A 17,278-nucleotide genomic window follows, 5' to 3' on the forward strand; every position below is an offset into this window, starting at 1 on the left:
GGTTCGGGGGTGCTTGTCAAGGCATCTTTCCCGCCTTGACAAGCACCCCCGAACCGTCAGCACAATCAACCTTCGGGGTGCCCCACGCAACCAACGGGCGCAATGTCGCCGCCAGGCGACGAGCCGCAAACAAACTCACAAGAGGGTGCCCCCCACCACTCCACCGAGCATCCCGAGACACATCCAGCAATACTCGAACCCGTGACCAGCCCGAACCTCCACTTCCTAGGCCACGCGACCACCCGCGTGGAACTAGCCGGGCAGGTAGCCCTGACCGACCCAGTCCTGACCCGCTGGATCGGCCCCCTAACCCGAGTCGTACCGAGGCCGGACGTATCCGCCTGGACAGCCCCAGACGTAGTCCTCATCTCCCACCTCCACGGCGACCACCTCCACCTCCCCTCCCTGAACCTCCTGGGAAAAGCCACCAGAATCGTCGTCCCCAAAGGCGCAGGCTCCTGGCTGACCAAACAAGGCTTCACCGAGGTAGAAGAACTAGCCCCAGGCCAATCCACCACCTCCGGCCCGTTAAAAATCACCGCCACCGAAGCGGTCCACTCAGGCCACCGCTGGGGCCCCCGCCTGACCCACGGCCCGCAAAGCCCAGCCCTAGGCCACCTCCTGGAAGCCGACAACCAGCGGATCTACTCCGCAGGCGACACCGACCTCTTCCCGGGCATGGCCGACCTGGCCCCAATCGACGTAGCCCTACTCCCAGTCTGGGGCTGGGGCCCGAACCTAGGCCCAGGCCACCTGACCCCAGAACGAGCCGCCGAAGCCGCCGCCCTCCTGCGGGCCCGCGCCGCGGTCCCCGTCCACTGGGGCACCCTCGCCCTCCCCGGCCTCCACCGCACCGCGAAAATGCGCAGACTCCTCGTGGAGCCTCCGCGCACCTTCGCGCACCACGTCCGCTGCCTGGGCCTGGACACCGAGGTCCTGCACACCCGCCCCGGCTCCGACGTCCTGTTCCCGGCCCGCAAGGAGCGCGGGTGAATTGGACAGACCCGTCAGCGATCGGCTACCCGGCGCTGTTCGGCGGAGTACTGCTCGGCTCCGTCATCCCGATCGTCCCGACCGGCGCGGTCGTCGGCGCGGCAGCCGCGGTCGCGATGACCACCGACCACCTCTCCCTCCCCCTGGTAGTCCTGCTGGCCGTAGCGGGTGCCTACCTCGGCGACGTGATCACCTTCGCCGTCCCGAAACTCGGCAGTGAACCGCTACTGCGCTTCGTAGAACGACGCCAGCAAGCCGAACGCCTCGCGAAGGGCCGAGAGCAGTTCGCGAGACGCGGCTGGCAGCTAGTAGTGATCGGCCGTCTGGTTCCCGCCGGACGCATCCCGGTCCTGCTCGCCGCGGGCACGCTCGGCTATCCGTGGCGCAAGTTCCTGCCGTCCGGTCTGCTGGCCTGCGTCCTGTGGGCCGTGGCGTACTCGCTGCTCGGCATTCTCAGCGGCGGCATCTTCGACTCGCCGCTCGTCGCGACGCTGCTCGCCACCGTCCTGGTGCTGCTGGTGACCGTGCTTACCACGCTGATCTCCAAGAAACGGGCGGCCAACCAGACGGGAGGGCACCGATGACGACACCTGCTCCAGCGAAGGGCCGGTTGCTGCGCGGCGGCCGGGTCGTCGCGCGGGTCCTGCTGGTCTGGGTGGCGGTCACCGGCGCGCTGCGGCTGCTCGACGCGTGGCTCGACGGGTTCACGATGCAGTCGTGGTGGCAGCCGACGGTGTGCGCGCTGATCCTCGGCCTGCTCGTCTCCGTGGTGTGGCCGCTCGTCGTGCGGGTGGCGTGGCCGATCGCGTACTTCACCCTCGGCGTCGGCACGTACATCCTGCTCAGCGCTGCGGCGTTGGCGATCCTGCAGGCCGTGCCGGGCGTTGAGCTGCACGGCTTTTCGACGGCGGTCGTCATCACCGTCGCGATGTCCGCGGTGGGTGCGGTGATCTCCAGTGTGCTGGCCGTCGACGAGGACGAGATCTTCTTCCGCCGCGCTGCCCGCCGTCGAAGGAAAGCGAAGCACCGCACCGATTTCGCCGACCAACCGCCGGGCGTGGTCTTCCTGCAGATCGACGGGCTCGGTTACGACACCGTCCGCCGAGCCGTGCGGGACGGCGACATGCCGACCTTCGCCGCGTGGCTGTCCGAGGGCACGCATTCGCTCACCCGCTGGCACACCGACTGGAGTTCGCAGACCGGGGCGAGCGTCTGCGGGATCCTGCACGGTTCGAACCACGACATCCTCGGTTTCCGCTGGTACGAAAAGGATCGCGACCACGTCATGGCGTGCGCGCACCCGTCCGACGCGGCCGAGATCGAGCGGCGGCACAGCGACGGGCACGGCCTGCTGTCGATCGGCGGCGCCAGCCACGGCAACCTCTTCTCCGGCGACGCTCCGCACGTCAGCCTGACCATGAGTTCGGTGCCGATGCTCACGCCGCGCAAGCGTCGCCGGGACCGGGTCGGCGCTGGGTATCGCGCTTACTTCGCCAACCCCGTCAACGTCTTGCGGACCTTCGGTGTCGCGCTCGCTGACGTGGTTCGCGAACTGTCCGCGGCAGCTAAGCAGCGACGCGCCGGTGTGCTGCCGAGGATCCCGCGCGGCGGCGTCTACCCGCTCGCCCGGCCCGGCACGACGGTGATCGCACGCGACGTCGTCGTCTCCGCGATCATCGGTGACCTGCTCGCCGGACGGCCGGTGGTGTACGCAGATTTCCTCGGCTACGACGAGGTCGCGCACCACTCCGGCATCGAACGGTTCGACACGCTGGAGGTGCTGCGGTCGATCGACCAGCAGTTCGCGCGGCTGCTGCGGGCCGGCCGGCTCTCGCCGCGGAAGTACCACATCGTCGGGCTGTCGGATCATGGACAGACTCAAGGACAGGCGTTCGTCGACCGCTTCGGCGAGACCATCGAGGCGCTCGTCGGACGGCTCTGCGGCGGCGAACCCGTTGCTGAGCAAGGAAAGCGTCGGCAGGCGGAAAGCTGGCAGGTCAACGCCGCACTCGCCGAGGCAACCGCGAGCGGCGGCCTGATCGCTCGACGGCTGCGCGCCCGGGTCGAAGGCGCGGAAGGAGCCGAGGATCGACCGCGTACCGCGACTGGCTCGCCCGGGCAGGTAACCCGGGTAGCTCCCGGGGTCGTCGCCGTGGTGTCCGGGCACGTCGCGATGGTGTCGTTCACCGAGCACGAGGGCCGGGTCGAGCTGGAGACGATCGAACGCGAGTACCCGGACCTGCTGCCGACGCTGGTCGACCACGACGGCGTCGGATTCCTGCTGGTCCGCAGCCGAGAGTTCGGCCCGGTAGTGCTGGGCCGCGACGGGTTGAAGCGGCTCGCGACCGGCGTCGTGATCGGCGAAGACCCGCTGGCCGACTACGGCCCGTACGCCGCCGACCTGGTCCAGCGCGTCGACAGCTTCCCGCACTGCGCGGACATCATGATCAACAGCCGGTACGACGCGGACTCCGACCAGTCCTCGCCGTTCGAACGGCACGTCGGCTCGCACGGCGGGCTCGGCGGACCGCAGCAGCGGGGCTTCCTGCTGCATCCGCGAGAATTCCCCGCGCCCGGCGAACCCGTCGGCGCGGAAGCCGTGCACCGCGTGTTCCGCGACTGGCTCACCTTCCTCGGCCACCCGCAACCCGGTGCGGCCGAAGGCAAAACCGCTGTCGTCCCCTCGGAGGTAGTGTCATGAGCAACCCGATCGTCTACGGCGCGAGCTGGTGCCCGGACGTCAAACGCAGCCGCGCGCTGCTCGACGCGAAGGGCGTGGAGTACGACTACGTGGACGTCGAGGCCGACCCCGCCGCAGAAGCCCGCGTACGCGAACTGCAGGACGGCGCGCGCCGCATCCCGACCATCGTCTTCGCGGACGGCAGCCACCTCGTGGAACCGAGCGACGACGAGCTGAACGCGCACCTCTCGCGGTGACTCCGCTGACGGAACTCCCGCTGGGCACCCGGGTCGTCGTGAGATACCGGATCGAGGGCGGGTTCACCGACGCCCTCGGTCCCCTGCGCGCTTGTGACGCTGAGACCTGCACGGTCGAGACCAAACGCGGGCTCGTTGTCGTGCCGTTGGATGCGGTGGTCGCGGCCAAACCGGTGCCGCCGGCGCCTCAGCGGAGATCGGCCTCGCCAGACCACTGACGACGGGCACGTTCCAGGCCGGGGCATGCCCGTCCGACCCGGCGTTCGGCCCGGGAATTCTTCGGCAAGACGAGGGAGAGCCGGAAATCGAGTGGCCCGCCGGCGCCGAATTTGTGACGATCACCGGATGCGCACCTTCGACGAACTGGTGGACGAGGCCGCGTCGGTGTCCGTCGACGGCTGGGATTTCTCGTGGCTCGACGGACGGGCCAGCGAGCAGCGGCCGTCCTGGGGGTATCAGCGGCTGCTCGGCGAGCGGTTGCGGGACGTCCAGTCCGTTGTGGACATCCAGACCGGCGGCGGCGAGGTGCTGGCGGGCGTGCCGGTGCTGCCTCCGCTGACGGTCGCCACCGAATCATGGCCGCCGAATCTCGAGAAGGCCGCCGCGTTGCTCGAACCGCGGGGTGCGACCGTCGTCGCGGACACCGACGAGCCGCCGCTTCCGTTTCAGGACAATACGTTCGAGATGGTCGTCAGCAGGCATCCGGTCACCGTCTGGTGGGACGAGATCGTGCGGGTGCTCAAGCCCGGCGGCAGCTATCTGTCGCAGCAGGTCGGGCCGTGGAGCGTGTTCGAGCTGGTCGAGTACTTCCTCGGGCCGCAGACGCCGGAGGTACGCAACAGTCGGCATCCGGACCGGGCGAAGGCCGAAGCGGAGAAGGCTGGGCTGGAGGTGGTGGATCTGCGCTTCGAGGAACTGCGCACCGAGTTCCACGACGTCGGCGCGGTGATTTACTTCCTGCGCAAGGTGATCTGGATGGTTCCGGGGTTCACTGTGGACGAGTACCTGCCGCGGCTGCGTGAGTTGCACGAGGAGCTGCAGAAGGGGCCGTTCGTGGCGACGACTACGCGGTACCTGATCGAGGCGCGCAAGTTCTCGTGAGTGGCAATGCCGGTTCTAACCGGGATAAACACTCACGACCCCCTGCCGACCGCAACTTCGATCCCGTCCGCCAGCACCGCCACGCCAGCGTCGAAGCTCAGTCGCGCCTCACGCTCCAAATAGGACACCCCGACAGGCGGCGGTGAACTCTCCTCGCCCAAGCGCGCGACATGCGGGTACCGGTCGGCCAGATCGGGAGCCAGCTCGCCGAGGGCTGACGTGCGCGCCCGCCACCAGTCCTCATCGGACAGTCCGGTTTCCTTCAGCGCCAGCCGCGATTCGGCGGCGATCTGCACCGCGCCGCGCACGACGTTGAGCAGCGCGCCCACCAGCCGTCGCACCTGGCCGGCGGGCAGGCCGGTCGCGAACAGCACCCGCAGCACCGTTTCCTGCATCCGGAACTCTCCCGGACCCAGCACCGGACGCGCGTAGGACACCTGCAGCAGCCACGGGTGCCGCAGATGGAAGTCCCACAGGTCACCGGCCAGCTCAAGCAAAGCGGGACGCCAGCCGCCGGACAGGTCGTGGTCGTCGCGCAGATCGCCGAACGCCTGGTCGCACATCAGGTCGATCAGCTCGGTCTTGCTCGGCACGTACGTGTACAGCGCCATCGCGGTGCGCCCGAGCCGCTCCCCGACCGCGCGCATCGACAACGCCGACATGCCTTCGGCGTCCGCGAGTTCGATCGCCGCGCCTACGATGAGGTCGACGCTCAGCGCGGGTTTCGGCCCCGGCGCGCTGCGCGATTCGACGCCCGCGCGCCACAGCAGCTCCATCGAACGGCGGGCGTCGCCCTGCCCCGCGAACACGACCACCGGCGACCCCTTTCTCCTTACAGGATAAAGGACCGCCGGGGCCGCTGGCTCAGCCGTCCACCTCGATCGCGAGCGCCGGGCAGAGCTGCGCCGCCTCCTTCGCCTGCGCGTGCAGTTCCTCGGGCGGGTTTTCCCGCAGCAGCACCACGATCCCGTCTTCGTCGCGCTGGTCGAACACCTCAGGCGCGACGAGCACGCACTGCCCGGCCCCGACGCAGCGGGACTGATCGACGACCACCTTCATCTCGCGACTCCTTTCACCAGGTCACGGGGAGTTCGTGCACCCCGTAGACGACCATGTCGTGCTTGAATTTCAGCTCGTCGACCGGCACTGCCAGCCGGAGCGTCGGGATCCGCCGGTAGAGCGTCCGGTACACCACCTGCAGCTCGACCCGCGCGAGCGGCTGGCCGAGGCATTGGTGCACGCCGTAGCCGAACGCGACGTGGTGGCGCGCCTTGCGGGTGACGTCGAGCTTGTCCGGGTCGGGGAACTGCGTCTCGTCGCGGTTGGCGACGTCCGTGGCCGCGACCATGCCCTCGCCCTTGCGGACGGTCCGCCCGCCGATCTCCAGGTCTTCGAGCGCGACGCGGCGGCGTCCGGAGTGGACGATCGTCAGGTAGCGCAGCAGTTCCTCGACCGCGTTGGCCAGCAAGGCGTCGTCGCCGTCACGGACCGCGGCCAGCTGGTCCGGGTTCTCCAGCAACGCCACCGTGCCGAGCGCGATCATGTTCGCCGTGGTCTCATGCCCGGCCACGAGCAGCAGCTGCCCCATCGCGGCCGCTTCCTCGACGGTCATCGCGCCGGCGGCGACCGGTCCGGTCGCGAGCCGGCTGAACACGTCGTCGGCCGGGTCATCGATCTTCTTCTCGACCAGCCGCCCGAGATAGCCTTGGAGTTCCTCGGCCGTGGCGAGCGACTCCTCGGCGGTCGCCTCCCGCGAGACCAGGACCTTGCTGCAGCGATGGAAGAAGTCGCGATCGTCGTACGGCACGCCCAGCAGTTCGCAGATCACCAAGGACGGCACCGGCAGCGCGAACGCCTGCACGAGGTCGGCGGGTTTCGGACCGGCCAGCATCTCGTCGAGCAGTCCGTCGACGATCTGCTGGATCCGCGGCCGCATCGCCTGGATCTTCTTGACCATGAAATCGCCCGTGAGCAGCCGTCGCTGGGCCGCGTGCTCCGGCTCGTCCATGCCGATGAACGACTTGAACCGGCTGCGCCGCGCCTTGATCCCCGGCGTCTGCGGCGGATAGCCCGCGCGGCCGGGATCGGCGCTCACGCGCGGGTCGGCGAGCATCGCGCGGACGTCTTCGTAGCGGGTGAACAGCCACGGTTCGCTGCCGTCCCAGATCCGCACGCGCGACACCGGCTCGTCACGCAGCCTCCGGTCGAGTTCGGGCGGCGGATCGAACGGGCAGCGCCCGCGGGACATCGGGAATTGCTCTACAGGCCGGGCCTCCGGCATCGCAGCCTCCAGGAGGAGAAGTCACCAAACGACTGTTCGGATACTTACTGAACACATGTTAGGCGTTTTGGTGAACGATTGCCCAGACCTGAGTCCAAAGATCACCGGGATGGCCGTGGACGAGGATGGCAAAAGGGAGAAACCGCCCGTGGCTCAAGCGAAAATGAGCGCCAGCAGCTCGTCGGCGAAGTTCACCACGGCGTCCTCGCCCGGCCGCCTTCCGGACGAATGGAACAGCGCTACCCGGCCGTGCGCGCCGACGAACGCGATCACCCCGGCGCGTTCGGCGGGCACCCGGAGCACGGTGCCGGACTCCGCGCAGCGGGCGAACGCGGCGCTGATCAGGTCGATGAGATCGATCGTCGGACCGTGCGGCCGGACCTCCGGCGAAGTGCGGCTGGCCCCGTTGGCGGTCATCAGCCGGTAGTGGCCCGGGTTGTCCATCGCGAACTGGCAGTACGCGCGCAGCAGCGCACGCACCCGGCCCACCGCGTCACCGGCGGGAACGCGGGATTCGGCCGCGCCCATCGCGACGCGCAGGCGGCCGAACTCGTACTCGGTGAGTCCCGTGACGAGCGCGGCTCGGTCGCTGAAGTGCTGGTAGATGCTGGCCGGGGCGATGCCGACGGCGCGGGCGACCCCACGGATGGTGAGCGCGTCCTCGCCGTCGAGTTCCGACAGGAGCCTGCTGGCCGCGGCGAGGATTTCCCCGCGCAGCCGTTCGCCCTCGCCCCAGCGGTTGCGCGTGCGGGCCTGGACTTCTTCGGACACCTGCCCATTGTTACCGCTCGCGGTGCCCTCGACCGCCCCGGCCCGCCGCGGATGTCGATCGTTTCGTCGCCCGTAAGCCATCCGAGGTTCACCAACTGGGCGGGAGCGGCCGATAGCGTTCGCCGGTGGACGATCAGGGGTGGCTGGACGACTTCCAGCGGCGGATTGACGAAATGCAGGCGAAAAGCGTTGCCCTGCAGGAGACGCTGAGCACCGCGGAGGGCCGCGCCAAATCGGGTGACGGGCTGGTGTCGGTTTCGGTCGCCCCGAACGGCGCGCTCAAGAACCTCGAGATCGACGACCGGGCCCTGCGGCACGGCGGCGCCCGGCTGACCGCCTCGATCATGGACGCCTACGGCAAAGCGCAGCGCCAGGTGTCGCGCGACGTCATCGACGCGTTCGAGCCGATCGCCGGCGACAGCGAGATGATGAACGTGGTCAAGTCGTATCTGCCGGAGCCCGAGGAAGAACCGGAACCTCCCGCCGAGCCGCCGCGGTCCGAACCGCCCGCCCGGTACCCGGGACCTCCGCCTGGCAGCACCACTCCGCCGGGCAGCGCGGCTTACGGGCGCCCGATGCCCCCGCCGGGCGGCGCGACCCACAGCCGTCCGCCGATGCCGCCTCCCGGCAACACCCCGCCGCCCCCGGCCGCGCCCGAAGCGCCCCGGCCGACGTCGGGGCCGCACCGCAGGCGCGCCGCTGGCGAGGACGACGACGAGATGCAGCCGTGGTGACCGGATTGTCAACCCGACGTTAGTGTTGGGAAATCACCAGTTACCGGACCGTACGAATGGGGGGTCACATTCCGGGAGCTTCTGCCTACTTTGGGTTGAGCGCGCGCAAACCCGGCAAACTCCCCAATCCCCCAGGAGCTTCTTATGTCCAGGAAGTTCGTGCTGTCCGGCGCGATCGCCCTCGCTGTCGCCGCCACGCCGCTTGCCGGCGCCGTAGCAGTCGCTGCTCCGGCCCCGGCTGCTTCCACCGCCGCGGCCGCCACGGTCTACTACTCGACGGCAGGCGCGCCGTCGTTCCGGGCCGCGATCAACGCGGGCGCGGCGAACTGGAACCGCGCGGTGTCCAACGTGAAGCTGGTCGAGAGTTCGTCCGGAGCCTCGCTGCGGTACGTCGAGGGCAACGACCCGCGCGGGTCGTACGCGCAGACCGACGGACACGGCAACGGCACCATCTTCATCGACTATTCCCAGGCCCGCCAATACGACAACACGCGGATCACAGCGCACGAGACCGGCCACGTGCTCGGTCTTCCCGACCACTACTCGGGCCCGTGCTCGGAACTGATGTCGGGCGGCGGCCCCGGCACGTCCTGCCACAACGCCAACCCGAACTCCCAGGAATCCTCCCGCGTGCAGCGGCTGTGGGCCAACGGGATCCGCGCGGCGGCCGGACCGCAGCAGCGGATTTACGAGCAGATGCCGGTCGGCTGATCGGCTGAGCGAGCGGCGGCCGGGCGCGTCCCGGCCGCCGCTTCGCTGTCAAGGCTTCCTTGTCAGATAGCGCCGTTCGGGCCCTGGTCGAGGTCGGAATCCTCCTTTTCCGCCGAGACAGGGGATCCCCGGACACCGCCGGTGGTTGACTTGCCTTCAGACGAAGGGGAGGCATTCATGGCGGAAATCGTTCTGGTTCACGGCGCTTGGAGCGACGGGTCGGCGTGGCTGGGGGTGATCCCCGCGCTGCATCGGCAAGGACACCGGGTCCGTGCGGCACACCTGCCGATGACCTCGCTCGCGGACGACATCGCCGAGGTTCGCCGGGAAGTCGCTGCTTTCGGCGGCCCGGTCGTTCTGGCTGGCCATTCCTACGGTGGCGCAGTCATTTCCGGTGCGGCGAAAGACAATGCGCAGGTCAACGCCCTGGCTTACTTCGCGGCGTATGTTCCGGACGAAAGCGAGACCGTCCCGTCGCTGAACAACCAGTTCCCGGACTCGCCCGGCAACGACGCGATGGTGTTCCACGAGGACGGCTGGTCGTCGCCCGACCCGGACCGCTTCCACTACGCCTTCGCCGCCGATGTCGCTCACGAACGAGCCGCCGCGCTGGCCGCGGTGCAACGACGCGCCCGCGCCGAGTGTTTCATCGCCCCTGCCGGGCCCGGAGCCTGGCGCGACCTGCCGACCGCTTACGCAGTGTCCACAGAGGACCGGATTCTCCACCCAGATCTGCAGCGCTGGCTCGCCGAGCGGGCTGAGGCGGACTGCGTCGAACTGGCTGCCAGCCACTACTCGCTGCTCTCCCAGCCGGAGGCGGTGGCCACGGTGATCGACAAGATCGCCACTCGCGGCGAGTAGCGCCTACTTCCCCGCAGCGGCTTCGAGCACCGCGAACTCCGCCGCCAGCATCGGTCGCGCGTGCCCGGGGCGCGGAGTGCGCGGTTCCCGGGCCACGTTGACCGGCACTGTCGCCATCCCGAGCCGCAGCGCGACGGCGATCCGGTGGTTGCCGTCGAGCGTGCCGAAGTCCGCGCAGAACCCGAGCCGCAACGGCGTCCGGATTCCGTGCCGCGCGATGTCCTCGGCAAGGGCGTCGAGGTGTCGCGTTTCCCGGTCCACCGCCCGGTACCGGACGAGCGGGACAGGCAGTTCGACCGGCATCCGCCCATCCTGGCACGGCGGAAATTCGGTTGCCCAGTCCCGTTCGGACAGCCGAGTATTCCGGCCATGACCACTGAACCCGCCCGTCGCGCCCCGTCCCGCTGTCTTGCCGCGCACGGCCAGCAGCAGACGGCGAAGGAGGGGACTGGCCAGGTCGCGCGATGAGCGCCGCGCTGGTCGCGGGGCTCATCGCCGGGTACGGGATCGCCATGCCGGTCGGTGCGATCGGCGTCTACCTGGTCGAACTCACCGCGCGCACGTCGTGGCGGGTCGGGGCGGCCGCGGCGATGGGCGTGGCCACCGCGGACGGCGTCTTCGCCGTTCTCGCCACCACCGGCGACGCCGCGCTGGCCCCGCTGCTCACCCCGATCACCACTCCCCTGCGCCTGACCTCCGCCGTCGCGTTGTTCCTGCTCGCCGCGTGGACTGCGGTCTGGGCTGTCCGGCGCTACCGGTCCGCCGAAACACCCTTGCTGGCAACGGAACCGCACCCGCTCCGGGCGTACGCGACCCTGCTCGGACTGACTCTCCTCAACCCGTCCACCATCATCTACTTCACCGCGCTCGTCCTCGGCGAACGACCGGCCAACGGCACCGTGTTCGCGGCCGCCGCGTTCGCCGCTTCGGCCAGCTGGCAGCTGTTGCTGGCCATCGGCGGAGCTTTGCTCGGACGAGGGCTCACCGGTCCGCGCGGACGGCTCGGCACCGCTTTGCTGTCCAGCGCGGTAATCCTCGTGCTGGCGGTGCGGCTGCTCTAGGAGACGACCGTGCTTTCCCTTACCTCCAGGGAAAACGGCGGCTGCACCGAACGCGGCGCGGCACTCTCGGTACCGGCGAGGCGGCGGTGGATCAGGTCGATCGCGGCCTCGGCGATAGCCGCCTTGTCCGGCGAGATAGTGGTGAGCGCGGGCAGGCTGAACGCGCTCTCCTCGGTGTTGTCGAAGCCGACGATCGCGATGTCGTCCGGTACCCGAAGCCCATGCTCAGCCGCCGAACGCAACGCGCCGACGGCCAGCAAGTCGTTGAAGCAGAAAACCGCGTCCGGCGGCTCTTCCTGTGCCAGCAAGCGTTTCATCGCCGCCGCCCCTTCGGCGCGGTGGTACTTCGCCACCGGCTCCACCAAGGAATCCGCCGACGGAAGACCAGCGTCCGCCAACGCGGCCCGATAACCGGCGAGCCGCAGCGACGACGTCCCGCGCTTGGGATTCGCGCCGATCGCGGCGATCCGGCGACGGCCGAGCGAAACCAGGTGCGACACCGCGACGTGCGCGGCCTGGACGTTGTCGATCGCTACGCGGTCCAGCGCGACGTCCACCGCGTGCTCGCCCAGCAAGACCAACGGGATTTGCCCGTCCGCATCAGGGAAATCGTCCGCCTCGAGCGCTTCGGGATGCACCAGGGCGCCGTCGACCAGATGCGGGCCCAATGAGTCCACAGTGGCCCGTTCCCGGTCGCGAGTCCCTTGTGTCTGCTCGATCAGCACACTCCATCCGCGGCGCTGCGCGGCGGTGATCACCAGCCCGGCCATCTCGCCGAAGTACGGGATGCTCAGCTCCGGCACCATCAACGCCAGAAACCCGGTCCGCCCGCGGCGCAGGTTGCGCGCGCCGACGTTCGGCCGATACCCCGTCGCGGCCAGCGCTTCTTCGACGCGCCGCCGGTTCTCCGGCTTCACGAACGCGTAGCCGTTCACCACGTTCGACACGGTCTTCACCGAAACGCCCGCCAGCGTAGCGACGTCCTTCAGGGTCACGGCCACGCTGACTCCTCATCTCGTCCGCCCAGAGCCCATCACGAGCCCGCGAGGCTTCCGGCACCAGCCCCGACGACCACGTAGTGTAGCGACGTTTTGCCTGTTTACAACGTTGTTCCAACGATGTAAAAATAGCCGGAGCTCAGTGGGGTGACGGGCGTCACGCCGCCGAGCGGGTTGCCCCAGTCGTCGGCTGCGAGGAGTCCGCCGTGTCCCCGTCCGTCCCCACCCGCTTCGCTCTGGTCGCCGGCGCCGCCACGGCCCTCGTGCTCGCCGGGTGCACCAGCCGCGAAGAAACCCCAGCCGCGCAAAGCAACGGCTCCGGTCCCGCCGCCTCGGCCGCGTCCGCCGCGCCGAGCGCCGACGGCTGCACCATCGACAAGACCGGATACCCGAAGCTCGACCCGAAGACCGCGATCGTCGGCTTCTCCCAGTCGGAGAAAGAGGCGAACCCGTTCCGGATCGCCGAGACGCAGTCCATCCGGAACGAGGCGGGCAAGCTGGGAATCCCGGCGGACCACCTGCTCACCACGAACGCGCAGAGTGACCTCAACAAGCAGATCTCGGACATCAAATCGCTGCTGGACCGGGGCGCGCAGTTGCTCATCGTCGCCCCGCTGAACTCCGACGGCCTGCAGCCCGCGCTCGACGCGGCGAAGGCGAAGAAGGTTCCGGTGGTCACCATCGACCGGCAGATGACGTCGAAACCGTGCACCGACTACCTCACCTTCATCGGGTCCAACTTCATCGAACAGGGCCACCGCGCCGCCGCCTCGCTGGCGAAAGCGACCGGCGGCAACGGCAAGGTCGCGATCCTGCTCGGTTCCTCGGGCAACAACGTGACCACCGACCGCACCAAGGGCTTCAAGGACGAACTCGCGAAGACGCCCGGCCTGACCGTGGTCGCCGAGCAGACCGGCGAGTTCGACCGGTCCAAGGGCCAGTCGGTGATGGAACAGCTGATCCAGAGCCACCCGGATCTCACCGCGGTGTACGCGGAGAACGACGAGATGGGCATCGGCGCGGTCAACGCGCTCAAGACCGCGGGCAAGAACCCCGGCAAGGACGTGAAGGTCGTGTCCGTCGACGGCACCCGCAACGCGGTGCAGCTGATCGTCGACGGCAGCTACAACGCGGTCATCGAATCGAACCCGCGGTTCGGGCAGCTGGCGTTCCAGACGCTGCAGCAGTTCGAGGACGGCAAGCCGATCCCGCCGAGCATCGTCATCACCGACGACTCCTACGACGAGTCGAACGCGGCCGCGAAGGTCGGGAACGCGTACTGATGACGAGCGCGGCCGACACCCAGGTGGCGACCATGACCGCACCAGTGCTCGAGGTGACCGGGGTGACCAAACGGTTCCCCGGCACCGTGGCCCTCGACGACGTCTCCTTCAGCCTGCGCCGCGGCGAAGTCCACGCGCTGGTCGGGGAAAACGGCGCGGGCAAGTCCACTTTGATCAAAGTCCTCACCGGCGTGTACCGGCCGGACGAGGGCGAGGTGCGCCACCTCGGCGAGCCGGTCGAGTTCCGCAGGCCGATCGACGCGCAGCGCGCCGGGATCTCCACCATCTACCAGGAGGTCAACCTCGTCCCGCTGATGAGCGTGGCGAGCAACGTCTTCCTCGGCCGGGAACCGCGCACCCGCACCGGATTGGTGGACTGGTCCGCGACGAACGAGCAGGCGCGCGAACTGCTCAGCGGGTACGGGATCGATGCCGACGTGCGGCGTCCGCTGCACACGCTCGCGGTCGGTGCGCAGCAGATGGTGGCGCTGGCCCGTGCGGTGTCGACCAAGGCCGGTGTGGTCGTGATGGACGAGCCGACGTCGTCGCTCGAACCGCGTGAAGTGGACACTCTGTTCGAGGTGCTGGCCCGGCTGCACGCCGACGACATCTCGGTGCTCTATGTGAGCCATCGGATGGACGAGCTGTATCGGGTATGCGACAGCGTGACCGTGTTGCGCGATGGACGCGTGGTCCACAGTGGACCTTTGAAGCCGTTGCCGCGCATCGAGCTGGTGTCGATGATGCTTGGCCGGGAGATCCGGCAGATCCGCGCTGAGGGCGTCACCGCGTTCGGCGAGGAGCATCATGCGGAGAAGGAACCGTTGCTGCAGGCTACGAACCTGTCCGGCGGGAACAAGCTGCACGACGTTTCGGTGAGCGTGCGGCCGGGCGAGGTCGTCGGGCTGGCCGGGCTGCTCGGATCCGGCCGGAGCGAGACCGCACGGGCTGTGGTCGGGGCTTTCCCGCTCGACGGCGGTACCGTGCTGCTGGCCGGGAAGCCGTTGAAGCGCGGGAAGATCTCCGCCGCGATGCGGGCCGGGATCGCGTTGCTGTCCGAGGACCGCAAGGCGGACGGGATCATTCCGAACCTGTCCGTGCGCGAGAACATCGTGCTCGCCGCGCTGCCCCGGCTGTCCACTTTCGGCTTTGTCAGCCGGTCCAAACAGGACCGCGTGGTGAAGACGTTCATGGAACGGTTGCGGATCAAGGCGTCCAGCCCGGAGCAGAAGGTGTCCGAGCTGTCCGGCGGCAATCAGCAGAAGGTGCTGCTGGCGCGTTGGCTCGCCACCGGGCCGAAGGTGCTGCTGCTGGACGAGCCAACGCGCGGCATCGACGTCGGGGCTAAGGCCGAGGTGCAGGCGCTCATCGACGAACTGGCGCAGGACGGGCTCGGCGTGCTGCTGATTTCGTCCGAACTGGAAGAGATTCTCGACGACGCGGACCGGGTGGTCGTGCTGCGCGACGGCAGCGTCGCCACCGAACTGGCCGGCGACGCGGTCACCGAGGACAACGTGCTGGCTGCGATTGCCGCAGGTGAGGACTCGTGAGTGTTTATGCCGGTTCTAACCGGCAGGAACACTCACGACCCACCACCCAAGCCCGCGTCACCGCCTGGCTGCAGAACTACGGCGTGTATCTGGCCGTGGTCGTGCTGCTGCTGTTCAACATCGCGTTCACGCAGAACTTCCTCTCCGCGGCCAACTTCCGCACGCAGCTGGTGCAGGCCGCGCCGGTATGCATCGTCGCGCTCGGCATGGCGCTGGTGATCGGCACCGAGGGTATCGACCTGTCGGTCGGCTCGGTGATGTCGGTCGCCGCGGCGCTCGTCCCGTTGTATCTCGGGGCCGGGCCGCTGATGGTGATCGTGGTGGCGTTGATCGCCGGGGTCGCTTCCGGGCTGTTCAGCGGGTTCCTGGTGGCTCAGCTCGGCATTCAGCCGATCATCGCGACGCTGGCGTTGCTCGTCGGCGGTCGCGGGCTAGCGCTCGTGATCGCACACGGACAACTCGTGCAGCTGCACAACCCGGACTTCCTCGCACTCGGCACGGGTGACGTCCTCGGGGTTCCGATCATGGTCCTGGTCGCCGCGGTTCTCTCGGTGCTCGCTGGATTACTGGTGCGACGCACCACGTTTGGCCGACACCTGGTCGCGGTCGGCGGCAACCGTCCTGCTGCGACACTCGCCGGACTGCCGGTGAAGCGTGTGCTGATCGGCGTGTACGCGATGTCCGGCGGGCTGGCGGCGATCGCTGGCGTGCTGTCCACCGCACGGCTCGCCGCGAGCGATCCCAACGATCTCGGTCTGCTGATGGAACTTTCCGCGATCACCGCGGTGGTGGTCGGCGGAACTCCGCTCACCGGCGGCCGGGTACGCGTGCTCGGCACGGTGTTCGGCGCGCTGCTCATGCAATTGGTGCACGCCACGCTGATCAAGCACAACCTGCCCGATTCCGCCGCGCAAATGGTGCAGGCCGCCATCATCGTCGCCGCGGTGTACGTCGCCCGGGAACGGAGCACGCGATGATCGCGACCACCGCCGCCCCGCCGTCGGAAAGGGGTGCCGCGTTCGCCGCAGTCCTGCAACGCCAAGGCGCGGCCGTGGTGCTTGTGCTCGGCGTGGCCGCCGCGTGGTTCGCCTTCCCGCGCTTCGGATCCGCGGACAACCTGCGCGACCTCGCGTTGCAAAGTTCTTTCCTGGCAGTGATCGCGCTGGGCATGACGTTCGTGATCATTTCCGGCGGGATCGACCTGTCCGTCGGGTCGGTGTACGCGCTCGGCGGCGTGCTGGCCGCGTACGGTTCGCGGTACGGCCTGGTCGTCGCGATCCTGCTGCCACTAGTCGTTTGTGGACTGATCGGGTTCATCAACGGCCTTCTTATCGCCCGCACGAAAATGGCGCCGTTCATCGTCACGCTCGCGTCGTTGTTGTTCGCTCGCGGGCTCTTGCTGGCCTTGACCAACGAGGGCGCGACAACGTACAAAGTGGAGCCGGGATCGGCATTGCTCTGGCTGGGGCAAGGCAAGATCTTCGGTGTCGGCGTACCGGTGTACCTCGCTTTGGTCCTTTTCGGACTCGGCGGCCTGCTGCTGCGCCGGACCCGGTTCGGCCAGTCGGTGTTCGCTCTCGGCGGCGCGGAACAGTCCGCACTGCTGATGGGTCTTCCGGTGGCCCGCACCAAAATCACCCTCTACACGCTCAGCGGCACGCTCGCCGGATTCGCCGGCGTGCTCACCGCGGCGTATCTGCAATCGGGCGTCACCGTGCTCGGCGTCGGCACGGAACTGGACGCGATTTCCGTCGTGGTCATCGGCGGAACGCTGCTCACCGGCGGCGCGGGAACCGTCATCGGCACGCTCGTCGGCGTGCTGCTGAAGACGCTGATCCAGAACGTCATCAACCAGGTCGGCACTCTCGATTCCAACTACCAGACGGTGGTCAGCGGCGCGTTCCTGCTGGTCGTCGTCGTGATCCAGCGACTGCTGGCCCGCTCCCGCCGATCCTGACCCGTGCAGTTCCATCCGCGCTGATCCACCTTTCACCAGG

General features: G+C 68.8%; 20 protein-coding genes. 14 read left to right on the forward strand and 6 right to left on the reverse strand.

The window, feature by feature from the left end; all coding sequences use genetic code 11:
- Positions 1-201 precede the first annotated feature (201 nt).
- From D0D37_RS36485 to D0D37_RS36510, 6 genes are all read left to right on the forward strand, one after another.
- A complete protein-coding gene (locus D0D37_RS36485; RefSeq protein ID WP_116205141.1) occupies positions 202-993 on the forward strand; it encodes an MBL fold metallo-hydrolase in 792 nt (263 codons plus the stop codon).
- Positions 990-1,577, forward strand: coding sequence for a DedA family protein (locus D0D37_RS36490; protein WP_116205142.1), 588 nt, complete (start codon positions 990-992; stop codon positions 1,575-1,577). The genes D0D37_RS36485 and D0D37_RS36490 overlap by 4 nt, the downstream gene beginning before the upstream one ends.
- Positions 1,574-3,694, forward strand: a complete 2,121-nt coding sequence (locus tag D0D37_RS36495; RefSeq protein ID WP_116205143.1) for a phage holin family protein — start codon at positions 1,574-1,576, stop codon at positions 3,692-3,694. Before D0D37_RS36490 ends, D0D37_RS36495 begins: the two co-directional genes overlap by 4 nt.
- Positions 3,691-3,930, forward strand: coding sequence for a glutaredoxin family protein (locus D0D37_RS36500; RefSeq protein WP_101435567.1), 240 nt, complete (start codon positions 3,691-3,693; stop codon positions 3,928-3,930). The genes D0D37_RS36495 and D0D37_RS36500 overlap by 4 nt, the downstream gene beginning before the upstream one ends.
- Positions 3,927-4,148 carry a putative acetyltransferase gene (locus D0D37_RS36505; RefSeq protein ID WP_116205144.1) on the forward strand — a complete coding sequence of 74 codons (222 nt, stop codon included), beginning with the start codon at positions 3,927-3,929 and terminating at the stop codon, positions 4,146-4,148. The genes D0D37_RS36500 and D0D37_RS36505 overlap by 4 nt, the downstream gene beginning before the upstream one ends.
- Positions 4,149-4,275: 127 nt before the next feature.
- Positions 4,276-5,031, forward strand: a complete 756-nt coding sequence (locus D0D37_RS36510; protein ID WP_116205145.1) for a methyltransferase domain-containing protein — start codon at positions 4,276-4,278, stop codon at positions 5,029-5,031.
- A gap of 32 nt (positions 5,032-5,063) precedes the next feature.
- Here D0D37_RS36510 and D0D37_RS36515 read toward each other — a convergent pair whose 3' ends face one another.
- The 4 genes from D0D37_RS36515 to D0D37_RS36530 all read right to left on the reverse strand — a co-directional run bounded on the left by D0D37_RS36515 (position 5,064) and on the right by D0D37_RS36530 (position 8,083).
- On the reverse strand, positions 5,064-5,846 hold the full coding sequence (locus tag D0D37_RS36515; protein WP_116205146.1) for a TetR/AcrR family transcriptional regulator: 783 nt from the start codon (positions 5,844-5,846) through the stop codon (positions 5,064-5,066).
- A gap of 49 nt (positions 5,847-5,895) precedes the next feature.
- Positions 5,896-6,090, reverse strand: coding sequence for a ferredoxin (locus tag D0D37_RS36520; RefSeq protein WP_116205147.1), 195 nt, complete (start codon positions 6,088-6,090; stop codon positions 5,896-5,898).
- Between the two features lie 13 nt (positions 6,091-6,103).
- Positions 6,104-7,312: a cytochrome P450 gene (locus D0D37_RS36525; RefSeq protein ID WP_116205148.1), complete on the reverse strand. Its 1,209-nt coding sequence runs from the start codon at positions 7,310-7,312 to the stop codon at positions 6,104-6,106.
- Between the two features lie 153 nt (positions 7,313-7,465).
- Positions 7,466-8,083 carry a TetR/AcrR family transcriptional regulator gene (locus D0D37_RS36530; RefSeq protein WP_244223803.1) on the reverse strand — a complete coding sequence of 206 codons (618 nt, stop codon included), beginning with the start codon at positions 8,081-8,083 and terminating at the stop codon, positions 7,466-7,468.
- Between the two features lie 125 nt (positions 8,084-8,208).
- Between D0D37_RS36530 and D0D37_RS36535 the strand changes: the two genes are divergently transcribed.
- The 3 genes from D0D37_RS36535 to D0D37_RS36545 all read left to right on the forward strand — a co-directional run bounded on the left by D0D37_RS36535 (position 8,209) and on the right by D0D37_RS36545 (position 10,389).
- The gene (locus D0D37_RS36535) at positions 8,209-8,817 is read left to right on the forward strand and encodes a YbaB/EbfC family nucleoid-associated protein (protein ID WP_116205150.1); all 609 of its coding nucleotides are present in this window, start codon (positions 8,209-8,211) and stop codon (positions 8,815-8,817) included.
- A gap of 144 nt (positions 8,818-8,961) precedes the next feature.
- Positions 8,962-9,528: a snapalysin family zinc-dependent metalloprotease gene (locus D0D37_RS36540; protein WP_116205151.1), complete on the forward strand. Its 567-nt coding sequence runs from the start codon at positions 8,962-8,964 to the stop codon at positions 9,526-9,528.
- 177 nt (positions 9,529-9,705) lie between these two features.
- Positions 9,706-10,389 carry an alpha/beta fold hydrolase gene (locus D0D37_RS36545; RefSeq protein ID WP_116205152.1) on the forward strand — a complete coding sequence of 228 codons (684 nt, stop codon included), beginning with the start codon at positions 9,706-9,708 and terminating at the stop codon, positions 10,387-10,389.
- Between the two features lie 3 nt (positions 10,390-10,392).
- Here the strand turns inward: D0D37_RS36545 and D0D37_RS36550 are convergent, their stop codons facing one another.
- A complete protein-coding gene (locus D0D37_RS36550; protein ID WP_116205153.1) occupies positions 10,393-10,692 on the reverse strand; it encodes a ParB N-terminal domain-containing protein in 300 nt (99 codons plus the stop codon).
- A 161-nt stretch (positions 10,693-10,853) separates the two neighbouring features.
- Here D0D37_RS36550 and D0D37_RS36555 point away from each other — a divergent pair, with 161 nt between their 5' ends.
- Positions 10,854-11,450 (forward strand): LysE family transporter, encoded by a 597-nt coding sequence (locus D0D37_RS36555; protein WP_116205154.1) that lies wholly within the window; start codon positions 10,854-10,856, stop codon positions 11,448-11,450.
- Here the strand turns inward: D0D37_RS36555 and D0D37_RS36560 are convergent.
- A complete protein-coding gene (locus tag D0D37_RS36560; protein ID WP_116205155.1) occupies positions 11,447-12,451 on the reverse strand; it encodes a LacI family DNA-binding transcriptional regulator in 1,005 nt (334 codons plus the stop codon). The two genes, D0D37_RS36555 and D0D37_RS36560, sit on opposite strands and share 4 nt — an antisense overlap.
- Positions 12,452-12,654: 203 nt before the next feature.
- Between D0D37_RS36560 and D0D37_RS36565 the strand changes: the two genes are divergently transcribed.
- Genes D0D37_RS36565 through D0D37_RS36580 form a run of 4 tightly spaced genes read left to right on the forward strand, consistent with a single transcriptional unit; the run spans position 12,655 to position 17,238 of the window.
- On the forward strand, positions 12,655-13,731 hold the full coding sequence (locus D0D37_RS36565) for an ABC transporter substrate-binding protein (RefSeq protein ID WP_116205156.1): 1,077 nt from the start codon (positions 12,655-12,657) through the stop codon (positions 13,729-13,731).
- A gap of 32 nt (positions 13,732-13,763) precedes the next feature.
- The gene (locus D0D37_RS36570; protein WP_425266999.1) at positions 13,764-15,281 is read left to right on the forward strand and encodes a sugar ABC transporter ATP-binding protein; all 1,518 of its coding nucleotides are present in this window, start codon (positions 13,764-13,766) and stop codon (positions 15,279-15,281) included.
- On the forward strand, positions 15,278-16,258 hold the full coding sequence (locus D0D37_RS36575) for an ABC transporter permease (protein WP_116205158.1): 981 nt from the start codon (positions 15,278-15,280) through the stop codon (positions 16,256-16,258). The genes D0D37_RS36570 and D0D37_RS36575 overlap by 4 nt, the downstream gene beginning before the upstream one ends.
- The gene (locus tag D0D37_RS36580) at positions 16,255-17,238 is read left to right on the forward strand and encodes an ABC transporter permease (RefSeq protein ID WP_116205159.1); all 984 of its coding nucleotides are present in this window, start codon (positions 16,255-16,257) and stop codon (positions 17,236-17,238) included. Before D0D37_RS36575 ends, D0D37_RS36580 begins: the two co-directional genes overlap by 4 nt.
- The last annotated feature ends 40 nt before the right edge of the window (positions 17,239-17,278 follow it).

The sequence above is a fragment of the Amycolatopsis circi genome (genome assembly GCF_003385235.1).
Taxonomy (GTDB): domain Bacteria; phylum Actinomycetota; class Actinomycetes; order Mycobacteriales; family Pseudonocardiaceae; genus Amycolatopsis; species Amycolatopsis circi.